The organism is Enterobacter sp. WPR_3_1 (genome assembly GCF_003635055.1).
GTDB classification, from domain to species: domain Bacteria; phylum Pseudomonadota; class Gammaproteobacteria; order Enterobacterales; family Enterobacteriaceae; genus Enterobacter; species Enterobacter ludwigii.
The window spans coordinates 3,742-30,050 of the sequence record NZ_RBXU01000012.1 but is presented as its reverse complement, the minus strand read 5'-3'; the positions used below and the strand labels follow the sequence as shown (position 1 = coordinate 30,050).

The window sequence follows — 26,309 nt, the reverse complement described above, 5'->3', positions numbered from 1 at the left end:
ATCAGGGGCTTTATTTTTATGACGAGGAAAATGAACCTGAACCACGTGCAATCTGCAACACCGGCGATAGAATCTCTTTCTTCGATGCGTTAGTTCCTCCCGACATATCATTTACGCTTATTGATGCAGTCACTACCTGTTTCGTAATACCGCTTTTCGCAAAAATCACCGGGACCGCTACAGCGTTGGTTGTATTCCGGGTTGAACAGGTTACCCACTGATAATCCTTTGTGGTTCCGTCGATGGTCACTGATATCCGCGCAGTGGCATCGTCGCCAGATACGCCATATATCAATACAACCGCTGATACAATTACTGTCTTGGGCTTGCTGGTTCCGGTTGTATCCGTATAAGTCAGATTGGTCGTTACACCTCCTGAGCCTGATTTGGATTTATCCAGACCGACACCTGCGTTAACCACATCACCGACAAAATTCTCAGCCTCCACTGTCCCCCTGAAGGAACCACTGGTTGCCGTCACTTTCCCGGTAAACTCCCCGTTCGTGGCGTATACCGTTCCACGCACGGTGACATTATTGAACACGGCATAACCGGATTTGTTTATGTGCCAGCCAACGTTTCCGGTTCCATCCCAGGTTGTCGACTGGATGTAGTTGCCGAGTTTGAGGTTGCCGATTGTCCCGTCACCAATGAGCGTTTCCCGGATGATGGTCTGCCCGTTCTGAATAACAAACGGAAGCGTAACCGTGGCTCCGGCGTACTGGGTCACAGCAAAACGGTCAGCCAGAAAAACAACCTGCGACTGCATGCCACCAGGGGTATTCTCAACCCCGATCCCCATCCCTGCTGCGTAATACTGACCATTGCTCGATAACCCGACCTTGATGGTGTACATCGCTTTCAGATCGCCGTTGACGTTGGCAATTGCCTCGGCGTTGGTGGTGATAGCTGCTGTATGCCCGTTGACGGTCGCCGTGATGCTGTTTACCTGCGTGGCCATAGCCTGCTGGTAATCCGAAAACGTCTGGTTCAGGCTGTTGATGGAAGCCTTATTGCCGTTCACGTCCGTCTGCAGGTTCAGCAGCGAGCGGGATGTTGCCTCCCTGTCGTTGACAATCACCTCATCAATACGGTCCAGCTGCGCGCTGTTACCGGCGACCGTTGCGGATAGCCTTTTGCGTGTGGCGACCTGCGCCAGCCCGTTCTGGATAATGGCAATAGCTGAGTTCTTGACCCCGCCCGTCATGCCATCCATAGACACACTGATGCTGTCGATTCGCTGGCCCAGCGCGGTATCAGCCGTCGCAACGGTCTGCTCAAGCTGACTGAGTGAAGACGAAACATTCCCGACCGTGCTGGAAAGCTCATTAACGCTGGTCTGAACCTTCCCGACATCCTGGGCATTTTTGGCGATATCCTTCGCCTGCTGCTCCAGTTCGTCGTTGGCCTGTTTGATATCGTTAGCCATGTCAGCAATTTTTTCATTGCTGTCCACCGCGTTCTCGATCAGGTCCTTGAACGTATCCGACTCTTTCATATCCTCCAGAATGTCATTGGTTATTTCGCTGACATCTATCGAGGACGTGCCCATGACCCAGTCGGTCCAGTCCCCGGCGTTACCGATACGGTCAATCAGGCGCGCGCGGTACCACTGGCGAACGCCGGACGGCATGGGGCCATGCTGATAATCTGCAGCCGGGTACGGCACCAGGACCAGCAGTTCAGGATTGGCGTAGTCGGCAGTTGTGGCGCGCTGAATCTCTGTATAGGCCGTGTCGCCAGAGCCATCCGGAAATTTCCAGGTCAGGTCGATATGCCAGACTACATCTTCGGTCGCCAGAAAGTTGAGCGGAGTACCCGGTTTTCCCGTTTTACCGGAGAGATAAGTTGTTTCACCGTACCCCCATGGTGACGACGTATCCTGCGCATTCAGCGCCCGGACGCGCACGTCATAGCTGCCCGAATAAATGCCCTGAACCGAGAAACCCTGCGCGCTGGTAACCGGAACGTTTATCCAGTCCCCGTTGTCCTTACGCCACTGGGCAACGTACCGGATTGCGCCCTCTACCTTATCCCATGACACGTCCAGGCTTGCTACCGTCAGCCCCTGTGAAACATGATCGCTCTCAGTCACCACGATATTCTTCGGCGCTGACAGGACGCTTATCGGCGTGACGGTGATCGGGGGCGACTCGACCCGAACGCCGTCATCGATGTAACGGTATTTGTTTGGATCGTGCTGAACGGCCGTAATAGTGAAACCGCCTGTGCTGTCGTCGTTAGCTGCAATTGAAGTGACCCGGAAATACTGTATTGCGAGGTTATCACTGTCTATCGCCCAGACAGCACCCGCCACAGGTGCCTGACTAAATGCGGTGGCCACCGTCACCGTTTTTTTATCTGCGCTCACCGCGCTGATTGTGCGCGTCTGGGCTTTTCCGTCAGGCAGGTTAACCACCAGTCGGTCTTTCGCCGCGTAGTCTATTTCTCGATCCAGCGTAATCTGGCGGCCATTGACCGCCCTGATGCGTCCCCCGTTCTCCTTGCCGGAACGGAAAGGATCGGCGACACCGATAATTTCAGCAGGCAGCGGGATGTAGCCATCCAGCCCCACGCCAAATGATACGGTACCGTCTTTGGCATTGGAGAGTAGTACCCAGCGCCCGCGCCGGTGCGCTTCACTTTGCGAGGTGCAGCCGATTGCGGTCAGGGACGTCTGCCGGACGTCATAACGCTCTACAAGCGCCGAATCGTAGACCCCCTCAACGGTATCGCTGTAATGGTTCTGCGGATCGGACCAGGACACCAGGCAGGAGCTGTAGCGATTCTTGTATGAGCCGCCCGCATAAGTAAACAGCCCATCGATAACGTTTGAGGCGTTATAAACCCAGTCAACATCGTCCTGCGGGACGTCTGCCTGGACATAAATCTGATCGTTGCCCCAGAACGTTATGCCACGAAATACCGCGGCGAGATCGTTAAGTACCTGCCAGGCGTCCTCCTGGCTCTGAATGAAAACGTTGCAGGTGAAACGCGGTTCGGTGCCACCGGCACCGTCGGAAACCATTTCGTCGCAATACTGGGCTATTGAGTACAGCGCCCACTTATCCACCATGGATGCATCCACGCGCGTGCCCATGCCGTAAATTTCATCCAGAACCAGATCGTAAAATATCCAGGCGGGGTTATTGGACCAGGCCATTTTAAACCCGCCTGACCATGAGCCAGAATAGGTTCGGGTTATCGGATCATAGTTATCCGGAACCTTTATCAGCTTGCCCTTTATCTTACAGGTCACCTTCGGTGCGCTGCCGTTGAACTGGCTGCTGTCCACTTCGACATACAGTAGCGCCGTCAGAGGATAACGAAGCTTGCTGTCGATGACTTCCGCATACGAAAACACCTTGAAGGCGTTAACCAGTTTCGAATTTGATCCGCTGGCATCAGCCGTAATACGTCTGACCCTGACAGACCAGCCGGATGTGGATTTTGGCAGATCGATACGGTGGTCACGCTGATATTCCGTCGTGGTCTTTCCGTCAAACTTGCCGTTTACAACCGTTTTCCAGGCGCCACCGTCTGTTGATAAATCGATCGCATACTCGGTGACCGTGCCCACCATATCGCCGTTATCTTTATAGAGATACTGGACCGGAACGCTTAGCTTAATACGAATGGCATCCAGGGAAAGATTGGTAAACTGGCGTGTCCAGGGCGACGTGGTGGTGACAGTGGTGCCCACCGCCAGCTCGTTATCTACCTGGGGCATCCCGGCGATGTAAGTCTGGTCCTGTGTGCCCTTGCGGAACTCCCATTTCACGCCGCTGAAGTTGTACTCCCCGCTGTCGTTTGCCAGCGGCGTATCGTTGAGAAAAATGTTCTGTGCGGTCAGGTCGCCCTGTATTTCTCCCTCAGAAACGGCAATGAGCATTTTTAATTTTGCGACCGACAGCAGATCGTCAGGCTGCTCAACTGGAGTATGCGCGCTACCCCCGCCCCCTTTGGCACCCTGCAGGATGGTTTCTTGTTCAAGAAGCTGCATTTTTTCACCCATAAAAAAAGGTGCCGAAGCACCTTTAAGTTAATGGCCGCTGGCCTACTGCTGATCGCTCGAGTACATACCAGCGCTGACTATCGCTCCCCCTGCCTCGATCAGACCGTAAGCCAGGGGGACAGGATGCCCCATAGCGACGGTATTGACCGGCGCCCCGAAGGCATAGTTAGGCGTGTTATCCGTGCTTGAGGATTTACCCGCGCCGAAGGATGGCTGGGGCGTGAGCATCTGGACAACGCCGCCCAGCATCATTGATACCCCGACCCCGGTCAAAATTGACGTGGCGCTGATGGCTGTTGCACTCATCGCCGCCCCCCAGGCTGCCATACTCGCACCAGCGGTAAAGAATGCAGCGACCAGCGCAACGGCACCAACAACTATCTGAAGGACGCCAGAGTTTTTGGCCCCCTCATAAATGGGCACGATCCGGTATACGCTTCCCCCGCAGGTCATATCGAACTCTTCCAGCCCGATATTGTTATCCCCGTTGAAAAAGGCGAAACGGATCCCCTTCATATGGGCTTCCGACATGTATTTTTTGAAGCCGGGAACCTGCGAACATACTGCCCTGAGCATTTCACGCAGATCGGCAACATCAAACTGAACGCGGGCCCCGAATTTTTTAGCCATCTTACCGTCGAGAATAAGCGTTTTAAGCATTCATGTTGTCCTTATGCCTGACCACCCGGACCGTTCTGTCGCGATAATATTTCCCATACGGCGTACGCGAAGAAAGGTGCCCGAACAGATGATGAAGAATGATGTTGTCACCCAGATATACAGCGGCGTGATTGGTCACCGATGCCTGCACACTCATCATGATGATGTCCCCGGGCTGCATAGCACCGGCGTCAATCTCAACGAACCCCTCACGCTCCCAGTTGTCATCGTAGAGCCGCTCTTTGCCGCTCTCCCACCATTCGTAAGGCACTGAATAGTTCCCGAGGCCAATATCATATTCACGCTGATAATATTCCCGGATCAGCGACCAGCAGTCCGCGTAACCCAGCAACCATTGCCGCCCGGCATAATCCCGGTCTTCACGCGGGGAAATCGTACAAAAATCACCGTCCGGCCAGGACATGATCCCCCACTCAATACCCGACCAGTCACACTGGATGCGGTCCAGCTCGGAGGGCACCAGCCGGACCACATCCGGATGGGAGTGAATGACCATAATGATTTCACCGAGCGCGCGGGCAGCAAGCTGGTCTTCCGGAGAGAGCGTGAATGTTTCCTCCGGTTTATCCGCGATGTTGCGACAGGGAATAAAGATTTGCTGCTGCCCTGACTGAACAATCAGGCCACAGGCTTCTTTGGGGTATTCACCAGCGACGTGCTGACGGATAGCATCCAGCAATTTTTCACGCATTATCATTTCCCCTGCAGGTTGGCGGCCGGAAAGCCCCCGAATGGCAGCGGCGCGTCCGGACCGTGACGATCCTGACAATCCTGCCGGCGGCCGCCACAAACGTCTTTCGACGGGTCATCGGTCGGCGTACCGTCTTTGGTAAAGTATTTCGTGCCGTTGTAATCGCATCCAGTCCCGCTTCGGTACCAGCCCCGCATACACCAGGTGCAGACAGGCGTAATCTGCCGTGTCGGCAGCTGCAGGCTCTGAATATCGAAAGGAGAGCACAGCTCGAAATCAACCTGTACACGCGTCTCTGCGGTTTTGGCATTGACGTAAAAGAGCTGTACGCGCTCATCGGCAGGGCTGGCCCCCGGATTACCGTTTTTCCAGTTGGCGGCATCGAGATACTTCGAAAGCGTGGTATGGATTTTTACTTTCGCCCGGACCATGTCGTCATACTCCAGGCATAGCGCCGTGACATAGTTCCCGACGTTCCCGACTGAGAGCGTGGGCGTCGGCTGGGACCCGGTACTTGATAACTCCATACCCTTCAGTTCATAAGGATGAGGATCGTACTGGTTGCCCTGCCAGATTATGGCGGGCAGGTTCTCAGCGGCGAAGGCTGCCCACCCCTCCTCCTGGATATTGTGCGCATGAAACCGCAGCACCTGATCCATACCGAATTCGGTGCCGTCGATCTCAATCAGCTGAATAACGCTGCCGGGCTCAAGCTGTTGTATATCTCCGGTAAAACTCATATTACCCCCATAAAAAAAGCCGCCCGGAGGCAGCTTTCAATGTTCTCGATATTCTCAGGGCGCAAACGCCTGTTCAAAAGTGAAGGCCACCGTGGCTTTTTTCCCGGTAGGGAATGAAACGCTGAACGAATCGGCCTTCATTCTGAACAGCTTTTTTTCACCCCATGGCGTGGTCCACCAGAACGATTTAGTAACGTGAGACATCAGAAAAGCACGCAGCGCAGCCGCCTCATGTCTGGTGCCCGTCCAGTCCAGGTTCCACGTTTCCTGTTTGTCGTTGATCCCCATCCCCGCTATCTGTTTGTAGCCATCCCCGAACTGGGCCTGCAGCGTTCGGGCCGTTTCAGTGCCCTGCGCGGTTTTTCGCGTGCGCCAGGTAAACGTGTCTGTCACGGTGTCCTCCTCGAATAAAGCACGCCGCCTGCGGACATTTCTTTTTTCAGTCGCTCGGTGATTGTCTGTTGAACAATCGCCTGCAGCTGTTTCGCCGTCCCCGTGGCGTTCGCCTGATTTATGCTCCCGTCACTCCCCTGCTGGCTGATGTTCACAGGGGCATAAACACTGATCCCGCCCATGCCAGCCCCGGCTGCGCTCCCGCCGCCGACCAGACCACCCGAGGCATACCCGCGCATCAGGCGATAGAGATTCGCCACGCCGATGCGACTGGTTGACTCTTTGGTGAAGACGAATTCCCCGCGGTGAACGATACCGGCTGGCTCGTACTTGCCGCCGTGCCCGGTAAAACCTCCCACGTCAAAACCCTGTGGCCGGTATGACGGGACCGCGAATGACTGACCTGCAGAGGAGGCTTTCGCCCCGCCGCTCACCCAGCCCATTGCGCTCTGGATGGTGTAAGCCACCAGCAGCTGGTTGATAACGGACACAATCATTTTGAGGATCGAGCTGGTGAAGTCCCGGAAACTCGCCTTCCCGGTTGTTGTCAGGCTGGTAAGCTGGCCCGCCAGCCCGCTGAACGTTGCCTGCGAAATCTGCTGAACGGAGCTGAAAACGTTTGTCGCTGAATCCTGATATTCGGCCCAGCCCTGTTTCGCACCGGCCAGCCAGTTTGCGCGCAGGGCATCTTCAGCCTCGAACGTCGCCCTTTGCTCTTCCAGAACCTTTTGCTGCGCCTGAGGGTTATATGAATAGCTCTCGCTGAGACGTTGCAGGGTGGTTTGTCGCCCGGCCTCGCGGGTAGATAGCCCATCAGACTGAGCCTGTAAACCCGCCCTGGCGGCTTTTTGCTGCTGCTCAAACTTCACGGCCTGGTCGGTCAGCTGGTTGAGCTTTTGCTGCCTGGCAACCTTATCCCCCAGGTCGGCCAGCTGCCGCTTGTACTCGAGCGTTTCTTCCTTGTGCGCAAGCAGGGATTTTTCCTGCGCCGTAAGCTGACGACGACCAGCCGCCTCCTGCAGAACGGCGAACTGATTTTCAGTCTGCCAGAGATCCTGCCGCTGTTTGCTTATGACGTCGTTTACGCTGGTATGCTGCTCGAGCGTTTTAAGCTGGGCCTGAAGGGTGAGAAGTTCAGCCTGCGCTTTTTCTTCAGCTTTGTCCCCGGCTGGCGTTGAATAGCTTTTGCCTTTCGGCGTTTTGGGATCCTTCCACTGCTTTTCAATCCCGACGCGTGCTGCCGCTATGTCCTTTTCAGTCCACAACGTGGCGATGCCGTCTTTCGCATCCTGGCGGTTTTTAGCAATAAGCTGATTGAGTTTTTTCTCCGCAAGGGCACGTTTTTCTGCCGCCGTCGCCCCGGATTCAACCATCTGATTAAATTGCTGCTGGGTCCGGACGGCCTGTGTCTGCTGTTCCGTCCGCATTTTTTCCCTGGCAGCTGCCAGCCCTTCCTGGGCATATTGCTTATCGGCAAGATCGTAAGCCTGCTTCTTAAACTCTACCTGCTGGCGCGCGTTTCTCAGCCTTTCCGCATCTGCCTTTTGCAGAACGTTGTTACCGGCATAGTCCGGATCAACCTTGAGATTGCCGGACAGTGCACGGTATTCTTTCTCAGCTGCCTGCCATTCAGCAAAAGAGTCCTGGCGCTTCATCGCGGTGTCAGGATTACGCCCTATGCCCAGCATCGCATCCCACGCGCCTGAGGCCGCATTCTTCACCCAGTTCCAGGCTTTTTCGAGGGAGCCAAGATTTTCCTCAACCGCCCCGGCCCGCTGAATGACCGCATCAGAATATGCGCGCATGGCAAGCTCTGATGCTTTCTGCGTATCTCCCATCGCCTGAGCAGAGGCAATCTGTTCATACTGCGTGGCCGTCAGAAAATGCAGCGAATCGTTGAGCGTTGTGACTGCATTAACCGGATCATCCTTCAGGCGTTTAAACTGGTTGATGGTTTCGTCGACGGCCTGCCCGGTGGCCTGCTGCAGCCTGGCAGCAACATTGCTCACCATGCTGACATCATTACCGCTAAACGCACCACTTCCGACAACCTGCGCCAGCACACCTGCCGCAGCATGCTGTGTGATGCCATTACCTGCCAGTGAGCGCGCCAGTGCCTGTAGCTGTCCGGACGTTTTCCCGGCGTAATTCCCGGTCAGGATCAGCTGCCTGTTAAATTCCTCGGACTCTTTGCTGCCGTCATACCAGGCTTTACCCAGCCCGTAAACCGCCGCGGCAATACCACCAACCATGCCGGCGATCCCAAGCCCGCGCAGCGACAGCAGCTGGTCTATCCATCCTGCCCGGTTCGCCAGCGTGATCCCGGAGCCGCGCAGTGCACCGAAGTTACCGCGCATGACCTCGCCGATCAGTATCCCCAGTTCCTGCCGCGCTGCGGCACTTTGCAGGCCCAGACCGTGCGTGGCCACTTTGGCAGCCTCGAGCTTGCGGATATAGACCTCAGCCGCATCGCTTGCACCAACCTGCGCCGCCTTCATGCGCAGCAACTCGGTACCGGAGAGTTTTTGCTCTGCGACCTGTTGCTTCAGCTGACTGAGGAATCGGGTACGCGCGGCGGCCGATTTTTCCTCTACGATCTGCAGCTCTTTTTGCCTGGCCGTGGTGCGGGAAATCAGGGCGAGATAATCCTGCTGGGTGATATTGCCCTGTGCCCTTGCCGCACGAAAGCGCGCCTGCACGTTCGCAAGCGACTGCGTTTCACCATTGAGCTGGCGAACGCCGTCAATCTGGCGGAAAAAGGATGCCGCCAGTTCATCCTGACGGCGGGCAAGCGCTGCGGCCTGTCCGTCATTTTCCCGCATACGCTGATTAAGCTCGGTCACGCGGCGGTGAGTTTCATCAACGGACTTAGAAACGTTCTGCCAGTCTTTGGCCAGCCCTTCCGTTGCAGCAGACTGTCGGGCTTTCATATCTGCGGCAGCCGCCGCGCCAGCGTCGCCCACGCTCTTTAATGCCGCGCTCTGACGGTCCGCTGCACGCTGCATTCGCGCCTGAACTTTATCAGACTCATCCGCCATTCCTGTCAGTTGCCCTTTGATTCGGGCGACCTGCTCGCTGAAGGTGGCGCGGTCAACATCCAGCTTAATAACCAGATCGCTAATCTGCTGGGCCATATCGGATACCTCCTGTGATCCCCTCGGCGGCGGTCATCAGCGTGTCATCATCCGGCTCATCATCGCTGATGACGCTATCCGAAGGAGAAAGCAGGCTGAAATGTGCGGGGGTAAGTTCCGGATCGCGGAAGAAAAGAGTGGAGATGGAATAAAGCAGCTCTGAGAAATGCGCATCGAGCTGCGCGTCCTGAAAATAATGATCCCGGTAGAACTGGTGCCAGTCGCCCAGCTCACTGGAGGTCATTCCAGCCAGCATGGCGCGCCAGTCGGGTCGCCCGAACTCGCGCGCCAGATTCAGGACAAACTTCAGCTCGCTGGCAAGGGCTTTTCCGCCGTAACGGTTTCTGCGCTTTCGGCCTCCGTTGAGCCATCTGGATCTGCAGCGTTGTCTTCATCAACCGGAACGAGCATGCCGGAGAGCAGCTTTATTTCCATTTCTGCTTTACCGATCGCCTCCGGTGGCCAGCCGCTCAGCACCTGCTGATATAACGTTTCCACATCCGTGCCGGCCGGATCGTTATGCCACAAAGACATCGCGATCAAACGCGCACCGCAGCGAATATTTGAGCCAATCAGCCTGGCCGTCATTTCCTGATCGCTGATGCCCTCGCTGTCAGCACTGACGGCCCTTTCCTCTGCGGCCATAAACGTCAGGAACTCAATACGCTGAAGCGCCGACAGCTCGAAGATGGTCAGGGATTCTGTTTGCCAGGTGAACTTCTCTTTTTTCAGAAACATGCGTCCTTCCTTACGCTGCAGTTACGGTGACTTTGCAGACCGCAACGAAATTACCGTCGCTGGTCATTACAATAATGTCAGCGGTGCCTGCCGCCACGCCGGTGACGGTGATCGCGTTGCCGCTAACGGTGACCGTTGCTTTTGCCCCGTCAGAGGTTGCCACGCGGAACGAGGTATCAGAGGCGCTGGCAGGATTAACCGTCACATTGAGCGTTGTGGTTGCACCGACGGCCACGCTTGCCGTGGCTTTATCGAGCGTGACGCCGGTGACGGGGATATTCGGGCTCCCGCTTTCTTCAGCCAGCTCCGGCTTGCCGGTGTTGGTGATTTTCGCTGTGCGGGTAATAACCTCTTTTGCCGGGATGGCTTTACCCAGGCTGCTGCACCAGCCGCGGAAAACGTCGACGGTACCGTTCGGGTATTTGATTTTGTAATAGCGTACTGAGCCATCAATAAACCATGCGACCAGGTCTTTTTGCCCTTCTTCACCCGGCTTCCAGGCGAGGGTGAAAGAGGTGTCGCCAGCAGATTTTGCCCCCTGAGCGGTCGCGTTCCAGTCGGCGTCCTCGTCGTCGAGGTAGGTGTCGTCATACGATTCGGCGGTCATTTCGCCAGGCGTGAGTTCTTTGATTTTCGCCAGGCGATTCCAGTCGATATCAGAGAGTGGGTTGGCGAAAGCGTTACCCGTTCCGGTGTACAGCCAGAGCGTGGTACCGGCACCTTTTACAGGAGAGAGTGGATTAGGTGTTGGCATGTTTTCCTCACATTTCGTAAGTGATTGAATATTTCATATCGGCGGAAGTCCACAACCCCATCGCATCATCGCGCTGATAATCGAAGCCTTGTGGAACCATGAGCGTTAACAGTGAATCGAGACCGGGTACGTCAGCGAGGGCAGGATAAATATGGCTTTCCATCCATTCATCCAGTTCGGAATCTGGTACCTGCGAGGACAGGAAGATCTCAATATGTAACGTTGCCGCCCACATATCGGCATCAAGTTCTTCGCCGGTATACTCCGCATCGGTCAGATAGACCGCAACGGCAGGAAAATCCTCCTCCTCAATGACAGCAGGACGCCCGTCAAAAAACATGACGTCGTTCCCGATGGCCTCTTCAAGCACATCAATAATTTTCTGGCGAATGAGAGTGTGTTTCATCGTGTCAGATGCAACCTCAGTTGTTGCCTGAGGGCATAGCCAAGTTGTTTTGGCATTTCCTCTTCAAGCATGCGTTTCTTTTCTGCTTCGAAAGCAGTTGTGAGGGGCGCGGACAATGGAATTTTGACCACGTCGATGGGATAACGACTTTTTCCTGCAATTCGCTTCATGACGTGCCAGCGGCCGTTCGCCAGGCGCTGGATAAAGGCGTCACGAAAAACATAACGGCCAATTCTTAACACGCTACTTTTTCGAACCAGCGGGCCCTTTCGATTCGTCGCCCTGACCTGCGCGGCACCGAGTTTGATGGCGGGAAGATTGCCCCGGTTAACCTTAATTCGGGCCGCTGAGTGCCCTGACGCCGAGGCTTTGTTGATTCGCACCCTTTGTCGGACCAGCTTTACGGGTATCCCCGAAACGCGGTTATCACCGGCTACCGTTTCTTTCGCCACCCTTCGGACGGCAACCGAGACGCCATTAGCAGCAACCCGGTTCACAGCCCATGCGCTGGCATTGGGAACCATATTTCTGTCCAGGCTATCCAGGTTAGCGATAGCCTGCTCAAGACCTTTTATCGGCATGAATGCTCCTTAACGACGCCGCGAACCGCCGGGAGGTGATCCACTACCCAGCCAAACATGGCAGGACCCGCAATCATCCGGACCAACGCGATCAACCCAAAATTCACGCCCGTTAACCTTCAGCGTATCCAGCCTTTCCAGCCCGCTAACATCCGATGTGTTCACAAACAACGTCGGCCTGGTTCCATCAATTCGGATCCCCACTTCGGCGTAACCAATGTTCTCTGGATCGTCAAAGACCCCCCGGAGCGTGACGCCGGATAAAGATCCTGAGGTTATCCTTGCCTCTGCGCCCATCACTCCACGTATAGTGGTATCCGCGCGCGCCATCGCTTCATCAAAAAGATTGTCGAAATCAGCCATTAGGCCCCCTGTCAGATTTCCCGGGCCAGCTCCCGAGATATCAGGTCGTTAGCCTCTACGTCAGTCACGCGGATAACGACACCAGGCTCGACAATAGACACAGACTCGTTACGCGTGGCGTGAAGCGCGTTTATGTGCAAGGTCACCAGCGTTTCAACCGCCACCAGCGCGCCGATCTCTGTTGATGCAGGATTTTCGGTAATCGAGCCAGAAGTGTTATCCGCGCCAGGCTGGCTCGACGTGCTGGTAACAGCACTACTGGCCGCTTCCGCTCCCTCTTCTCCGTCTTCGTCGAGTTCCTCTTCGAGCTCAGAAATACGTAACGTAAGCTCCTGGATCGTGCCTGTGACGTTGACCTCACGATCAAGCTTTACGCCCAGCTCTTTCAGTCGGGCGATAAGGGTTTCTTTTTCTGTCATGGGAAATACTCCAGAAATGTGGCCCGACAGGGCCACTTGGGAAAGTTATGCCAGCTTGACTGAAACGAACGCGTCAGGATCTGGCAGCAGCATCAGCGGAGCTGACTGAATCATGGTGAACTCACGTGCCGGGTCGCCCGTTTGCACCCAGTTTTTCGGGTAGCGCGTTGAAGCATTAATGCCTTCGCGCTGGGCATCTGCATCCAGAATGCAGCCATAGGTACGCAGGCCGCGCGCCTGGGTATTTCCCAGCACCATTGTCAGGTCTGGCAGAGCGTTCTTTTTGACGTCATTTTCAACAAGCTGGCCTGCGTAAACGACAATGGCCACATCTCCGTACATGCCCTTATAAGAAACGGCTTCACCCAGGTCTTTCAGAGCGGTTTCCAGTTCGGAGTTAGAGCCGCGACGTGTATCCAATTTTTCCTTCACCGCGTCGAAAGAGCGGAACAATGCCCAGCCCTTCGGATCGAACACAATAATGTTGATTGTGCCGCTGGCGTTGAGCGCGTACGCCTCAATATCATCGGTCGGGTCGTACGTTTTTTTGTCGCGAGAGGACCAGGCAGCTGCACCCGCCTGGATGATGTTGTTACCGGCACTGCGGCCCATATCGACTTCTACTGGCTCAAATGCTTCTCCGCTCATGGTGTATTTCCCATAGAGCACAGCTTCAATTGCTTGCTTCTCTTCCACCTGTGCAATCGCCAGCTCTTCATCTTTCATGTTTTGAAGGATGATGCGGCGGCGGCGATAGGCAGGGTCAGCCAGATTTTGTGGGTCTTCATCAGGCAGGCGGCGAAGAGTCATCAGCGGGTTAACTTCATGCTTAGGCTATATGAGTCAACCTTGAAAGAATGTGAATGATTTATATAGAGATTTCATTCATAATTTATGGATGAATTTATGAAGTGCAATACAAGGTGCAATACACAAACGAATGCGTGCTTTTGAGACTGAAATATTGCTACATTCAAACTCACTCTTGATGAATGGTTGAAAAATGGCCAAGATGACAAATAATGCGATAAACAACTTAGCAGACATCATTGAATTTCTGTTCAAAAACAAAAATGAGTCTTCAACATATTGGTTTCGTGGGCATAGTGACTATAGATATGAGTTACAACCTGCCTTATTTAGAACCATTCACAAGGGTAGAAAAGTTTATTACGAAGAGGCTACAATCATTGAAGAAATGGTAAGGCGTTTTCCTTCTATTAGGAATGAGCACACATCTACTTTAGAACTTTTGACATATGCGCAGCATTATGGTCTTCCAACACGACTTCTTGATTGGTCCGAAAACCTTTTAGTGGCGCTTTATTTTTGTTGTAAAGAAAAAAGTAAAATTGATGGCGAAATATTCATACTTAATGTTGATGACATTCATAAATATAGAAATTCATCACTCAATGATATTGAGCAACTTGTGAATGCAAGTTTCGAAATCGAAGCCTATAAGATTATGTTAGAAAGATGTTCGAAGTATCATAAATACTTCTTAGCAAAAGTACCTCCTAAATTAAAAGGTACTCCTTATACAGATCTAACAGAACTGACTGACGTAGAGTTACTATTACACTTCTCGCAAGAAGATGAATCACCTATAGAGATGGACCTAGGTTCCGAGCATATTAAAGCAGTAGATTTATACACCTATTATGCCCCGATGTTGAATAGCCGTCTAGTTGCTCAAAAGGGATGCTTTACCGTTCATGGCGGAAAAATAATAAATAATAAAGAAATAATTAAGACATCCGACCTTACAAGTTTACTAAGAACTGGCGCATTACAAAAAATCCGTATACCTTCAGAAACGAAGGGAACCATCTTAAAAGAATTGGATTTATGTGGCATCAACGAGCACACTTTATTCCCCGAAATAGAACATCAGATTGAGCATATTAAAAGTCGTTCATTACTTCTCAATTCAAAATAAGCGACAGCCGCCTTTAAAAGATAAGATAATCGAAAATATTTTAAAGGCGACACAGCAATCTTCGTATATTTATTAGCCTTACCCCCCAACAAATATATTCTTCCTGAAATCCCTCAATATACTTGGAAGCCGTGTCAGGTATCTCATCTGCAATAATACATGCACGATTTATCGCTTTACTGACCTCCCTTTTAATGGAGTCCAGATACCGCTTTTCCATACCAGAAAACTGTCGACTAATAGCAAGTGGGAGACTATCCATGATTGCTCCAACTTCTCCAGCTAATTTCGACAAGGCATAAGTCGCGAATGCGGTGTCAATCACCTCCCCTTTTTCACGCGCATCTTAAAGCTGATCTTCGACGTAGATCCCGGCTGAAATAATAGCACCGCCAATCCGGCGCTTTCCGTAAAGCAGAGGTACCGGGTAACCCTGGGCAGCTGTGTTCGTTACACCTCCAAACGCATACGAGGCTTTGTTATCGGCACTCTGCTTACTGGATAGGCCAGCCGGTTGTGGAGAAAGCATCTGGGCCACACCACCTAATGTCATTGCTGCACCGGCCGAAAACATCAGGTTACTGGCTGCTATGCTCAGTCCCGGCATCCAGATAGAAGCAATCACCAGCACCGCCCCCAGAATTGTCTGTACCAGACCCGCTTTCTTACTCCCAATCACAACGGGAACAATTCGAATCTCTCTCCCCATGTGCTGGAAACTGAGATCCTGTTCTCCAATGTTCCGCTCACCGACATAAACCGCGTAGGTGAGTCCTCGGGATTTGCTACTGTTCAGGTATTTTTCGAACCCCGGGATGGTGGCATTTAAAGCTCTGACAGCTTCTCTCGTATTCCGGATGACTCGGTGGTGTATTTTCCCAAACAGTTTTCCAAGAGCGCCTCCCAGACTGATGGTTGTCATGACTTCTGCACATGGATTCATAGTCGCCTCACTAATTTTTGAAGAAAGGAAACGGTTAAGCTGTTTTTAGATCAAAATAGCACTTACCATTTCCTTTCTTTTTGGGTGGCATTTTCATTAAAAACAAATAGTTACACCGAAGAAGAACAGAAACAGCAAATCGCATAAAATTTTCTTAAATAGCAAGAATCTGCGAGGTCGCCGCCCCGTATTAAGCCAAACTGCCCGAAAGGACCCGCGCACCTTCCCGGGCCAATCGGGCTAGCTCAACTAGCCGACAAGTTTGCTTTTGCCGTCCAGGGCCTGTCGGCGAATTCGTTCAGCCTTAAGGCGAAGTGATGCATCTGGTTTAACGGGCACAGGGACCTGACATGTTTCAGAGCTGCGAGGAATGTTATTGATCCACTCGATAACTTCGCTCAGATACCATGCCTTACGCCCTTCAGTGACCTGTACACGCACCGGAAACTCGCCTCGGGTTTCGAGGTTGAGCAATGTACGGCGGCTTAGTGTGGTGAGTTCTATCACCTGATTCATATCAACCAGGCGCTCACTGACTTTCATCTTGTCTGCAAGCTCCTGCAGCTCGTTCACTACCGGATCCGGATAGAGAGCATCGGCGGTTGCCATGAGACTATTGTCTTTAACTTTCATCTTTTTCTCCTCACACGTGCGCCAGAGGTTGCACAGAAATACCCGAACCAACAAAGGCGGCAATCTTTGCCGAGAGAGTTGTAACCTCTTCCGGCCAGTTGAGTGCATCGACATTCAGCACACCAGTCTTGTAGACCTGCGCCTGCGTCTGGCTTGCAGTATCAACAGCGAAGCACGACACATAGACCGCCTGCCCTACATGAGCCCCGTCCCAAACAACAAGAGCGCCGTCAGTGGCATCCTGCATAAGGGGTGTCAGCGCTGGGATCACGCCCTTGCCACCAGCGAAGATACCCAAGGTTGATACCAGCGCCTCAGTGCCGGCCACCAGCTCAGTATAATTTGTAGTCATGATTGCTCCTCAGGCCACACGAACGGTGACAAATCGGTTAATACGGGCAGGAATTGGCTGCGGCGCGGAATGGGTCTGGACATATTCAATTGCCGGATCACCAGGTACGATGTAATTCTTGGGCGCAAGTTCTGCTTTGGTGATGCCCATGCGGATGAGTTCGGGATCCTGAATTCCACCATAAGCCACAATGCCCTGTAGCGCAGTGTTACCCAGCACCATCAAATCAGGGTCAAGGAAATATTTCTCTGTGCCGTCTTCGTCGGTATATCGACCGCTGTAAACGACGATTGCAACATCGCCCATATAGCCCTTAAAGCTCACTGAATCGCCCAGGTCTTTCAGTGCTGTTTCAAGCTGGGCATTAGAGCCGCGACGTGTATCGAGTACATCTTTGATCGCTTTGAATGAGCGGTATTTCTTCCAGACATTCCCGCCCATAATGATGATATTAGTAACGCCTTCGCTCAGTTCTGAGTAGGTTTCAATGTCGTCATTTGGGTCAAATGTCGCTTTGTCTTTACCTGACCATGCAGCGCCACCTGCCTGAGTGATCATGTTCTGGGATTTGATATTCCAATCCAGTTCGTAGCGTTCGATCCCTTCTCCTTCAATGATATTTTTCCCGGTAGTAACTGCCTGAACAGCCAGCCATTCAATACGCGCCCGGATAGAAATGGATTGCTTCAGAATAGCCTGTTTGACTTTAATATTTCGGGCATCGAGCGAGCTGTATTGCTCAGGGGTTACTCCCGCCGGACGAACGGCCAGTTTATTCGGATCAATGCTGCTTTTGGGCTTCATGTAACCCGGACGGATAGATTTCGATTCATAACCCTCATCGCGTGCCACTTTACTGCCTACCATTGGCGAACAGAATGCTGCGATCGGAATATTAGGGTCGTCAATAGTGTCCAGTATGATATCGCGGGTTTCGAACGTTACCGCACGGGTAAAGAATAAATCTGTGAACAGTGTTTTGAGTTGCTTCTGAATATCCTCGGCACCAACAACCCGAACAAGTGCCGCTGGCGTGTATAAACCTGACATATATTACCTCATAAAAAATTCAGATAGGGTCCGTTGCAGGGATAATGCTATCACTGAAAAAGTTGTATTAGATGTATGCAATGGTGTGCAAGAGAGTGCAATAGTGTATAAAGTTAACGTGATACAATTTCACAACACATTAAATCTGTTATCGTAAACCTCGTTATTCCCTCCAGATAACACCATGTATAAAAATCGGTAATTGCCAAAGCGGGCCTGAGTGCGGCCCGCTTTTTTATGCATTTATTTAATCTGATTTTTAGTCTCAAATTCATTAATTGCATGTAACCAGTAACTCAGTGTAGATGAGGTATCGCAAATGTAGCCATTAACGCTATTGCTTGGTTTTGAACCTCGTCTGATTTTATCGAGCGATGACAGATACACATCGTTAATGGCTGGCTCAATGAAGGCTGATTCAACCTCTGACAATTCCCCCCGCGCCTTCTGTTTCTGAATCCTCTTACGTTCCTCCTGAACATAGTCCTTCAGGTGTGTTATCTGCCCTGTGATTTCTGGGTCTGATTTAAAGCGCGGATACTGTTCGTTAAGCGCCTGTTCGATTACTTCGAGGCGGTTTTTGATCTCTATTAGCCGATTCATAAAATATTACCCATTCAGTGAAATTATTGTTGCTATAGCGGATAGTAACGTTCCTATATAGGCAGATATGTATAATAAAAAGATCAGGGATTTAATCCATTTTCCACAATTGTCTTGTTTTGCAATCACATTGATTATGGAAAGAAAGCATACAAAAAACCCCAGAGTAGAAATTACGGCAACAAATGTTAAGCCCCAATACATTAACCCATGCACTTGTTCTTTTTTTACTACAGCAGCCGCCATTACCAAACACTGAATAATGGCTAATGCCAAAGTGCCAGAAGATTTTTCAGCTACCGAATGGAAGCTATTAAAAAACCGAACAAATGATTCATCAACTACAGTTCGTGTTGTTCCTTCCTTCATAATCCCCACTTCCTCCCCACTTTGTTAGCTTCCCACTTACAACCCACCAGCTTTTTTGGCTACCCCTACCAAAACCAGTACTGACGCGGGTTAGAGCGTTTTTACCCACTTTGTCCAAGTATATAGGCGCAAAGTGGGGAAAACATAGGGACTCCCCCAGCCCTCCCCACTTACTACCCACTTTCTAACCCACTTCTCTTAACGATTGTATAGTTAATACGTCACCATTCGGGATAATCAATCCATCATCAACCAACTTTTGAACCCAGCGGCTAAAGTGCTTAGTATCACTGCCCATCGCTTTCAAATCATCGCGCAGAACAGCCCTGGTACAAGGCTCACCTTGCATTGTTCTACTTCGGATAGCTTGCCATAGAGCCATATGATTACCTGTTAACTTCGCTATCCCTACCAACTCAGGATCTACTCCTTTTGCCTCTCTAGGAACATCATTAACCACCAGCGAAGAAATAAGTTCGCCATCACGATCCGTAAACAGTTCCACCGGGCGCAAATCGAATGCGGCCTGTTTAGGCTCCTCCGCATCCTTCATCTTCGTACAGGTCAGAATTATCGCTCCGCCGTCACCTTCGCGGCGAATGTTAAATTCTGCATCCAGAGCTGCCCTGAAAGCACTGGAACCTCGTGCGCCTTTGGTATCGTCTTTTCCTGAATGATGTACCACCAGCAACGTGGCGCCAGTCTCACGCTTGATGACGTCGCAGCCTTCGATAAACGCCCCCATATCACGAGCATCGTTTTCATCATTACCACCGAAGCACCGTGCCAGCGTATCGACGACAATCAGGCGAATCGGCTGGCCCGTTCTGGACTTAACATCACGCGCAGCTTTGATCATCTCCTGCATTTCCTCACGGCGAACCGGGAAAACCGGACGGTTGACCAGATAGAGGTTATTCAGTTTCACACCATGCTTTTTCTCCCACGCCTTTATTCTCCGCGGGACGCCAATACCACCTTCACCCACTACGTACATCACGGCGCCAGCTGATACTGACTTTCCAGCCCACTTCATTCCGGCTGCAACGTGGCAAGCCCAGGACACCGCCAGAAAACTTTTATACGAACCGCTAGGGCCGTATATGCTGCTCAGGCTATTAGAGGGGAGATAACTCTTTAACGTATAATCCTGCTCCTGATCGTACCCATCAGATCCCACGCTTAACGGTAAACTGTGCCGCAATGACACCTCCCTCGCAGAGACTTCAATTTGTTCGCGCAGACGGGAAAGATATTCTCTCCAGTCCTCCGGCTCCTGGTCGGGAATACCTTTGTACAATTTGGCATCCTGCACACCAGCCAGAGCCAGTTTATCGGCAATATTATTAATCTGGATAGACTCAATATTCCCGGCCAGATATATGCGCGCGGCACGACGGCCGTCATCCACAATGCGCAGGTTATCGAGCTCTGCCAGCTGTTTTGGCCCAAGGTAAACGGGAGGGACAGTGTCTTCGGCGATCTGTTTACCAAGCCCCTCTTCCCATCCCCTAGCATGTGCGTATGCATCAGACCCGGCAAAGATAACTGCCTCAGTGAATTTTTCCTTTGGCTGATGTTTCAGGTTCGGTGCGTTTTTCATTTCAGCCCCTTGTCCCATCCGTCAGATCCAACACTCAGCGGCAGAGAAGATCGCAGAGCAGCGATTTTTTTACGCCCATTTTCTTTTACGGCCTCCTGCCACTCTCGGCTTTCCTCAGGGAGGTAGATAAATTCATTTCGGAACCGGTACTCAGAAAAAACACACTCATGGGAGTATCCATCCCGGACATACGTAATTCGGCTATCCGTTACGTCTGTGACAGTAATTTTTTCCCCGCGAGAATCTTTCCAGCGGCTGTTAAGCTCGATTTTTGGTTGAGCGATGCCCTCAGGCTGTGCCCGATTGAATTTTTTCACCATGAAATTTATTCCTTGTTGGTAGCAGTTAAACCGTATGCACCAGCTGCCTGACGAACTGCCTGGATAAAACCTTCCGCTGTGGCCACGATTTCATTCGGACGAAGGCGGCGCTCTGTAACCTGACCGTTTTTGACCGTCACCAGTACGCGGATCTCGTAATCTGCGGGTAAGTCGGACTTATGCATGACGCACCTCCACTGGCACGGCATCCGCGCTGTAAGGATCGCTACCCAGAATGCTCCAAAGGATTTGGTTTTCAGGGTCCATAAACGACACAGAAAGCGGGCTTTCGGTTCGGATTTTTGCGGCAAAGGTTAACTTCCAGCCGCAGAAGGCTTTACGGGCAGTATCTTCGGTCTCGGCGACGGTGCGCAAAACTACGGGTGTGCAGGCGTGGCCATTTGGAGTGCCAAGGAATAGCCATGTAAATTTGGGGTGAGTTTGGGTATGCTGTGTTCCAGCCATAATCGTTACTCCAGTTAACGGTTTGGTTAGACGCCTCGGTACTGCTCCAACAGACCGAGGCGTTGTCTTAAGTCACATCATCATGCTAATGTATGTACCTATTCATCCAATGCTATGTAATAGGTACACACATGTCAACAGCTATTCAACGCGATAAACAGCCAAAGGGAACAGGTAAGGCACCTGCATTTCAGATCCGAATAAATCCTGAACTTAAAGAACAAATGAATGAAGTTGCATTAAGATCGGGAATGAGTTTAGGCAATTGGCTAAAAGAACTTGCTAGAAAAGAACTTCGTGAACAAGGGATAGAACCGAAAGGATAACAAAGATGGTTACTTTAGATTCAATAAGAAAATCTCTTTTAAAAATAGAACAACAACCCATTGAAGATGGTATTCGTGGAGAATCCATTGCGTTAATACATTTTGAGGAAATTGGTCAACCTTTCATACATGTTCATCAGGAAGATTGGTCAAAACCACAAAAGCTGGTTGCTATAAATGGTAAACGACCTGATTTTTATTTATTACCACTTGATGTGAATTTTATAATGGTTGATGTTAAATATCATTCAATCGGTGTAGACCAACGATTCACGTTAGAGCATGATGAAATCGAGAAATACAATAACCTCTTAGACTATACAGTCAACACCCAAAAAATAGCCCGTGAGAAAGTCCAACTAAAGTTATTCATAATACCCAAAGAACATAATGGTCAATCATATTCTGTAATTGATTTTCAAGAATATTTGTCTGACACACACTTACATGACATCAATATTAAATATGATAATAAAACACATAAAGTGCGATATGTTGATTTAAAAAACAAGTTAACAAAAATAATGACGATAAATGACCCTTATTGACTTGAATGAAAAAGAAGGGGAACCCCCTTCTTACTCTATTACCGAGAGTTTATGAAGCCTTTCACGGATAACTTCGCATACATTATCCATATTCTTTAAAACTTCGTTAATATTCACCTCTGCATCTTTCCAATAGCGCATGCCATCTTCATTGAGGCATGCATGCTCATACTCAATCGACTCTTTTCGGCAACATCGTTGAAATTCGCGAATGAAAGTGTAAATCCCCACAGGTATAAACGGTCTATTTGATTCAACATGTGTCACCAATAAATTAAATGCTTCTTTAAATTTTTGCAAACGTCTTAACTTTCTCGCCTCTAATGTTTCTTGTTTGTCAATGTAATCTAGAGGTGGTCGTAAATTCACTACACTTTCTTTTAATTCAAACATTGCCCCCCATATATTACTATAGGCTGAAAACTCTTTATCAAATTGATTTTTTGTCACATAAACAGAATTCTCAAGTTTGCTTTTCAAGCCCGCATTTGTTGCATCTATATTAGCTTGCAGCTCTTTATTCCTTGCATCCTGGGTCGCTTTATACCTCTCGAAATATAATTTACCAACATAAGCCACAACACCTGTAATAACAACTGACACCCCACCTAACATGTTGATGATTTTATCGAAGAAATCCATAATCCCCCCATTAAAATTTCTAGATCCTGTATTGTATTTTATCGTCTCTTCAACTGTAATATGTTTAGCTATTCCACTCTCCTCGAATCCATTCTTGAATCTCGGATAGCCGGTAAGCAACAGCTGTAGCTCCAATCTTGATTCGTTTAGGGAACTTTCCTTCCTTCTCCAGTTTCCAGCGAGTGCTGTTCGCAAGAGTAGTTAGTTCCCGACACTCTTTCTCACGAATCATACGGTCAATGTTAGGAATGTACTCGAGACCCTTTTTATCAACAACTGCCATTTTTTTCATGTTAACCAGCCTTTTGTTTGAGGATTGTCACTTTTGACTCAGCACCTGAGATGCTATTGAGGTATGTCGCCCAGAGATCTAACGCATCCAGTTTCTTCGCCATGAATTTACTTCGGTTGTAAATACCCGCCACACCAGGTAATACATGGCCTAATAGCTGCTCCACGACATGAAACTCAACGCCCAAATCATTCAGATGTGTTGAAAGCGTTCTCCTGAGGTCATGTAGAGACCATTGCTTTTCGTGGCCCAGCCGCTTACCAATTTTTCCACCAATTTTGCTTACGCTTTCCCTGATACGCAGACTACCCAGCACATAGCCGGAATGCTTTGTTTCCTCGTAGACGTCCGTTATCCACTGCCTCAGACCTTCGGGTACTGGCCTTACGATTTCCATTCCATTTTTTGAATGCTCTTTTGGAACGGACCATACCCAGTTTTTTTGATCCCATTCCTTCCATTCTGATAACCGGGCCTCACTCATGCGGCATCCGAAAACCGTGCACAGAACAAACATTTTCCTGGCATATTCGGACATCAACTTGATATCAGGTTCAACAAAGATAGCTTTCCAGAGCTGCCCTAACTCGGCCTCATTAAGAACCCGATCACGCTTACCTGCCGCCTGGCCAACATCGGTCATGCGCAAGTCCTTTAGTGCATCGCAGGTTGCGTACTGGCGAACCCGGCAAAAACGAAGTGCCAGTTTTGTGTCAGAAAATACATACGCCGCCATAACTGGCGCATTACGTTTAATCCGGTCAAAACAGTCGAGCCATTCATAGAGGTGTGTGTCGTTCACAGGCAGATGACCGATAAAGGGAAAAACGTGTTTACGAAATCGCCCCAGAGTTACAGCATGGGTTTTGCGACGAACCTTGCAGTAATTTTCGTACCAGTAACAGAGAGCGTCCTGAACAGTAACCGGCTTAAGACGCTCCTCGGACTGAATCTTTATCTGTATACGTGGATCTCGTTTCTCTGCAAGCCACGCCCGGCACTCATCCCGCTTCTCCCTGGCTTGTTTTAGCGACATATCAGGATACTTACCTAGCGTTAACCAGACCGGGGCAGTCAGACCACCAGCTAACCTGTAGAAGAAAACAAAACTCACAGCCCCCTTCTTACTCACACGAACGGAAAGACCCTTCCCATCCGCTACAGTGATCTGCTTTTCTCTGGATTTTCCCAGATACCCCTTAAGCGCCTTGTCGCTCAATTTGTTCTCACCAGCCATTTTTTGCCCCCAAAAAGCAATACAAGCTGCAATACAGAGGTGATTGCAACGCACAGAAAACGAGGAAAATCCAGTGAAAGCGCAAGAAATATTTAACCATATTTATCAAACAATTAAGTGCAAAAACCAGCAACTATACGAAAGCCTCAGAAAGCCATGCTAAGTGCTTAGGCTTCACATAGCCAGGCGTAAATTCCGACGTGCTGCCGCCACGGGAACGGATCACTTTCCCGGAGACAATCGGCGACACGTAAAGAGCCATGTTGACCAGGCCAGGAATTTGCGACAGGTAGACTTTTTCTGTACTGAAGGGATAAGTTTCGCGAAAGAAGATGCGCAGGAAGAGCGGATCGAACTTGAATTTCTTCTCATTGACCGCCAGAAGCTGGGCTGTTGTGTACACTGACATAGAATTTTCCCGTAAAAAAAGCCGCATATGCGGCTTTTATGAAAGTTGAGGGTGATTAAACGATGCTGATCGCAGTACCGGCGAACGCGTTACGCTTGATATTTTCGTCGGTAACGGCAGATGGCCAGAGCACATCTTCGATGCGGAACGAACCGGATTTATAAAATGCCAGTTCTGCACTGCTCTGGTCAGCAGTAACCGCCAGAATGCCGGTTGCTGCACCTGCATTCTCGCCGTCCCAGACAGTGAGCTTGCCTGACGTAGCATCGAGCATGAGCGGGGTCATTGCCGGGGTGGATGCTGTCAGTTCGCCCGGTGCATACGCAGTGTGTGCCGGATCGCTGTTACCGAGCGGCTGGTGATGAGTAAATACTTCAGTGTTTGCCATGTTAGCCTCTTAAACGGGGGTGTTTAACAAATCGTCGCCGGCTTCAGCAGAGACATTCCCTGCAGAAAGAGCGCCTGGTGCGGTTTCCATCAGACGATCCAGCGCCGTATCGGTACGCGCCTGGGCGCTTTGCGGCGCCGCGGCCAGAATACGCTGTGCACTCTCGACCGTCATGCCCGGCGTTTCGGCCAGCGCGCGGGCCTGTGATTCGCGACCTTTTGCCTCTTCGCAGTTCAGAATACCCATGATGCGACCGTTCTCGGCGGCTACGGCTGCCGAAACCTGAGCGCTGAGGTCTGCCGGGGCCGTTAAAGCCGCGGTTGTTGTGTCAACGGTGGTGACCTGCTCAGTTGGTGCAGAAGTCTGTGTAGCTGTCTGGTCAGCTGGCTGATTGGTCGCTGCAGATGCAGAAGGTGATGGCATAGTTCCTCCAGTGGTTGTTTTTTTGCGTCTGTCGAGTGCTTCACGCATCACGCCGAGCGCATCGGTATTGTTAACAAGTTCATCCGCCAGACCGTTATCCACGGACTCCTGGCCTGAGAAGACAGCCGCTTCGGTGTCCAGTACGGCCTGCACTGACATGCCGGTATAAGCGGAAACCTTTTCGGCAAACATCTGACGAGTGGCATCGATACGCGTCTGAAAATCAGCGCGAACGTCCTTCGGTAGTTTTTCGTAAGGATTGCCGTCGACTTTGTGATCGCCGCTGTAAATCAGCGTGACCTCAACGCCGTTAGTTTTCAGTGCAGCGCCATAATTACTGTGCGCCATCATGACGCCGATAGATCCGGTTCTGGCCGTTTGTGTGACAAGCCGTCGTGATGCAGAACTGGCAATAAGCTGCCCTGCGCTGCAGTTCATATCGTTCGCCAGCGCCCAGACGGGCTTGATATCCCGCATCCGGGCAATAATATCGGCACAGTCAAAAGCCCCGGACACCATCCCGCCCGGTGTGTCCATATCCAGCAGGATACCGTCCACGCCGGGATCGCTGATTGCCTGCTGCAGGCGGGCAATGATCCCGTTATAGCCCGTCATACCGGAATAAGGCTGCAGTGACCGGGTTTTGCTGACCAGCGTGCCGGAAACGGGAAGCACCGCGATCCCGTTTGTTACCTGATAGCTCCGCGCTGGCCGGGGCCCCATTTCCTCATCATCGCCAAACAGCGCCAGCGGCTCTGCAATTTGTTCTGCACCGAGCGTGACGCCAGAAGCGGGATCCGTCAGACGGGTGATACCCAGCTGGCCTGCCAGCGCGCAAAAGAAAACCCG

General features: G+C 51.1%; 31 protein-coding genes and 3 pseudogenes. 3 read left to right on the top strand and 31 right to left on the bottom strand.

What is annotated here, in order from left to right; genetic code table 11:
- Positions 1-16 precede the first annotated feature (16 nt).
- The 14 genes and pseudogenes from BJ887_RS16700 to BJ887_RS16635 all read right to left on the bottom strand — a co-directional run.
- Positions 17-4,015 (bottom strand): DUF1983 domain-containing protein, encoded by a 3,999-nt coding sequence (locus tag BJ887_RS16700; RefSeq protein ID WP_121340156.1) that lies wholly within the window; start codon positions 4,013-4,015, stop codon positions 17-19.
- Positions 4,016-4,057: 42 nt separating this feature from the next.
- On the bottom strand, positions 4,058-4,675 hold the full coding sequence (locus tag BJ887_RS16695) for a tail assembly protein (protein WP_121340155.1): 618 nt from the start codon (positions 4,673-4,675) through the stop codon (positions 4,058-4,060).
- On the bottom strand, positions 4,668-5,387 hold the full coding sequence (locus tag BJ887_RS16690; protein ID WP_020690727.1) for a C40 family peptidase: 720 nt from the start codon (positions 5,385-5,387) through the stop codon (positions 4,668-4,670). The genes BJ887_RS16695 and BJ887_RS16690 overlap by 8 nt, the downstream gene beginning before the upstream one ends.
- Before the next feature lie 2 nt (positions 5,388-5,389).
- Positions 5,390-6,127: a phage minor tail protein L gene (locus BJ887_RS16685; RefSeq protein ID WP_047357277.1), complete on the bottom strand. Its 738-nt coding sequence runs from the start codon at positions 6,125-6,127 to the stop codon at positions 5,390-5,392.
- Positions 6,128-6,181: 54 nt separating this feature from the next.
- Positions 6,182-6,520: a phage tail protein gene (locus BJ887_RS16680; protein ID WP_121340154.1), complete on the bottom strand. Its 339-nt coding sequence runs from the start codon at positions 6,518-6,520 to the stop codon at positions 6,182-6,184.
- Positions 6,517-9,654 carry a phage tail tape measure protein gene (locus BJ887_RS16675; RefSeq protein WP_121340153.1) on the bottom strand — a complete coding sequence of 1,046 codons (3,138 nt, stop codon included), beginning with the start codon at positions 9,652-9,654 and terminating at the stop codon, positions 6,517-6,519. Before BJ887_RS16675 ends, BJ887_RS16680 begins: the two co-directional genes overlap by 4 nt.
- The gene (locus BJ887_RS16670; RefSeq protein ID WP_020690724.1) at positions 9,638-9,910 is read right to left on the bottom strand and encodes a phage tail assembly protein T; all 273 of its coding nucleotides are present in this window, start codon (positions 9,908-9,910) and stop codon (positions 9,638-9,640) included. The genes BJ887_RS16675 and BJ887_RS16670 overlap by 17 nt, the downstream gene beginning before the upstream one ends.
- Positions 9,911-9,960: 50 nt before the next feature.
- On the bottom strand, positions 9,961-10,392 hold the full coding sequence (gene gpG, locus BJ887_RS16665) for a phage tail assembly chaperone G (RefSeq protein ID WP_059310190.1): 432 nt from the start codon (positions 10,390-10,392) through the stop codon (positions 9,961-9,963).
- A gap of 10 nt (positions 10,393-10,402) precedes the next feature.
- Positions 10,403-11,146 carry a phage tail protein gene (locus BJ887_RS16660; RefSeq protein ID WP_121340152.1) on the bottom strand — a complete coding sequence of 248 codons (744 nt, stop codon included), beginning with the start codon at positions 11,144-11,146 and terminating at the stop codon, positions 10,403-10,405.
- Between the two features lie 7 nt (positions 11,147-11,153).
- On the bottom strand, positions 11,154-11,552 hold the full coding sequence (locus tag BJ887_RS16655; RefSeq protein WP_121340151.1) for a phage minor tail U family protein: 399 nt from the start codon (positions 11,550-11,552) through the stop codon (positions 11,154-11,156).
- A complete protein-coding gene (locus tag BJ887_RS16650) occupies positions 11,549-12,127 on the bottom strand; it encodes a phage tail protein (RefSeq protein WP_032637982.1) in 579 nt (192 codons plus the stop codon). Before BJ887_RS16650 ends, BJ887_RS16655 begins: the two co-directional genes overlap by 4 nt.
- A gap of 15 nt (positions 12,128-12,142) precedes the next feature.
- Positions 12,143-12,496, bottom strand: a complete 354-nt coding sequence (locus tag BJ887_RS16645; protein ID WP_040017195.1) for a head-tail joining protein — start codon at positions 12,494-12,496, stop codon at positions 12,143-12,145.
- Positions 12,497-12,507: 11 nt separating this feature from the next.
- Positions 12,508-12,915, bottom strand: coding sequence for a DNA-packaging protein FI (gene gpFI, locus BJ887_RS16640; protein ID WP_040017194.1), 408 nt, complete (start codon positions 12,913-12,915; stop codon positions 12,508-12,510).
- Positions 12,916-12,960: 45 nt separating this feature from the next.
- Positions 12,961-13,749: pseudogene (locus BJ887_RS16635) on the bottom strand (major capsid protein); the annotation flags it as partial.
- Between the two features lie 169 nt (positions 13,750-13,918).
- On the opposite strand from BJ887_RS16635, the gene BJ887_RS16630 reads away from it, so the two are divergent.
- Positions 13,919-14,857 (top strand): FRG domain-containing protein, encoded by a 939-nt coding sequence (locus tag BJ887_RS16630; RefSeq protein ID WP_121340149.1) that lies wholly within the window; start codon positions 13,919-13,921, stop codon positions 14,855-14,857.
- A 40-nt stretch (positions 14,858-14,897) separates the two neighbouring features.
- On the opposite strand, the pseudogene BJ887_RS23355 reads toward BJ887_RS16630, so the two are convergent.
- The 11 genes and pseudogenes from BJ887_RS23355 to BJ887_RS16575 form a co-directional block, all read right to left on the bottom strand.
- Positions 14,898-15,188 (bottom strand): annotated as a pseudogene (locus BJ887_RS23355) (terminase small subunit); the annotation flags it as partial.
- 15 nt (positions 15,189-15,203) lie between these two features.
- Positions 15,204-15,779: a tail assembly protein gene (locus tag BJ887_RS16620; protein ID WP_121340147.1), complete on the bottom strand. Its 576-nt coding sequence runs from the start codon at positions 15,777-15,779 to the stop codon at positions 15,204-15,206.
- A gap of 270 nt (positions 15,780-16,049) precedes the next feature.
- Positions 16,050-16,433: an AlpA family phage regulatory protein gene (locus BJ887_RS16615; protein ID WP_121340146.1), complete on the bottom strand. Its 384-nt coding sequence runs from the start codon at positions 16,431-16,433 to the stop codon at positions 16,050-16,052.
- A gap of 10 nt (positions 16,434-16,443) precedes the next feature.
- A complete protein-coding gene (locus BJ887_RS16610) occupies positions 16,444-16,785 on the bottom strand; it encodes a head decoration protein (RefSeq protein WP_121340145.1) in 342 nt (113 codons plus the stop codon).
- Between the two features lie 9 nt (positions 16,786-16,794).
- Positions 16,795-17,835 (bottom strand): major capsid protein, encoded by a 1,041-nt coding sequence (locus tag BJ887_RS16605; protein WP_121340144.1) that lies wholly within the window; start codon positions 17,833-17,835, stop codon positions 16,795-16,797.
- Between the two features lie 243 nt (positions 17,836-18,078).
- A complete protein-coding gene (locus BJ887_RS16600) occupies positions 18,079-18,438 on the bottom strand; it encodes a hypothetical protein (RefSeq protein WP_121340143.1) in 360 nt (119 codons plus the stop codon).
- A 6-nt stretch (positions 18,439-18,444) separates the two neighbouring features.
- Entirely contained in the window at positions 18,445-18,807 is a 363-nt protein-coding gene (locus BJ887_RS16595; protein WP_121340142.1) for a hypothetical protein, read from the bottom strand.
- A 184-nt stretch (positions 18,808-18,991) separates the two neighbouring features.
- A complete protein-coding gene (locus BJ887_RS16590; RefSeq protein ID WP_121340141.1) occupies positions 18,992-20,410 on the bottom strand; it encodes a helicase RepA family protein in 1,419 nt (472 codons plus the stop codon).
- Positions 20,407-20,730: a DUF4222 domain-containing protein gene (locus BJ887_RS16585; protein WP_121340140.1), complete on the bottom strand. Its 324-nt coding sequence runs from the start codon at positions 20,728-20,730 to the stop codon at positions 20,407-20,409. Before BJ887_RS16585 ends, BJ887_RS16590 begins: the two co-directional genes overlap by 4 nt.
- Positions 20,731-20,735: 5 nt before the next feature.
- Positions 20,736-20,915, bottom strand: a complete 180-nt coding sequence (locus BJ887_RS16580; RefSeq protein ID WP_121340139.1) for a hypothetical protein — start codon at positions 20,913-20,915, stop codon at positions 20,736-20,738.
- The gene (locus tag BJ887_RS16575; protein ID WP_121340237.1) at positions 20,908-21,195 is read right to left on the bottom strand and encodes a host cell division inhibitor Icd-like protein; all 288 of its coding nucleotides are present in this window, start codon (positions 21,193-21,195) and stop codon (positions 20,908-20,910) included. The genes BJ887_RS16580 and BJ887_RS16575 overlap by 8 nt, the downstream gene beginning before the upstream one ends.
- Before the next feature lie 131 nt (positions 21,196-21,326).
- On the opposite strand from BJ887_RS16575, the gene BJ887_RS16570 reads away from it, so the two are divergent.
- Together BJ887_RS16570 and BJ887_RS16565 are read left to right on the top strand one after the other, a co-directional pair.
- Positions 21,327-21,521 (top strand): toxin-antitoxin system HicB family antitoxin, encoded by a 195-nt coding sequence (locus BJ887_RS16570; RefSeq protein ID WP_121340238.1) that lies wholly within the window; start codon positions 21,327-21,329, stop codon positions 21,519-21,521.
- A 5-nt stretch (positions 21,522-21,526) separates the two neighbouring features.
- Complete coding sequence (locus tag BJ887_RS16565; protein ID WP_121340138.1) at positions 21,527-22,069, top strand: hypothetical protein; 543 nt, start codon at positions 21,527-21,529, stop codon at positions 22,067-22,069.
- A gap of 30 nt (positions 22,070-22,099) precedes the next feature.
- Here BJ887_RS16565 and BJ887_RS16560 read toward each other — a convergent pair whose 3' ends face one another.
- From BJ887_RS16560 to BJ887_RS16535, 6 genes and pseudogenes are all read right to left on the bottom strand, one after another.
- Positions 22,100-22,711: a hypothetical protein gene (locus tag BJ887_RS16560; protein WP_121340137.1), complete on the bottom strand. Its 612-nt coding sequence runs from the start codon at positions 22,709-22,711 to the stop codon at positions 22,100-22,102.
- 64 nt (positions 22,712-22,775) lie between these two features.
- Positions 22,776-23,003 carry an AlpA family transcriptional regulator gene (locus BJ887_RS16555; RefSeq protein ID WP_121340136.1) on the bottom strand — a complete coding sequence of 76 codons (228 nt, stop codon included), beginning with the start codon at positions 23,001-23,003 and terminating at the stop codon, positions 22,776-22,778.
- Between the two features lies 1 nt (position 23,004).
- A complete protein-coding gene (locus BJ887_RS16550) occupies positions 23,005-24,240 on the bottom strand; it encodes a tyrosine-type recombinase/integrase (RefSeq protein ID WP_121340135.1) in 1,236 nt (411 codons plus the stop codon).
- A 163-nt stretch (positions 24,241-24,403) separates the two neighbouring features.
- Positions 24,404-24,649: pseudogene (locus BJ887_RS16545) on the bottom strand (major capsid protein); the annotation flags it as partial.
- A gap of 55 nt (positions 24,650-24,704) precedes the next feature.
- Entirely contained in the window at positions 24,705-25,037 is a 333-nt protein-coding gene (locus BJ887_RS16540) for a head decoration protein (RefSeq protein ID WP_121340134.1), read from the bottom strand.
- A gap of 9 nt (positions 25,038-25,046) precedes the next feature.
- On the bottom strand, positions 25,047-26,309 hold a 1,263-nt coding region (locus BJ887_RS16535), incomplete at its 5' end, for a S49 family peptidase (protein WP_229216853.1).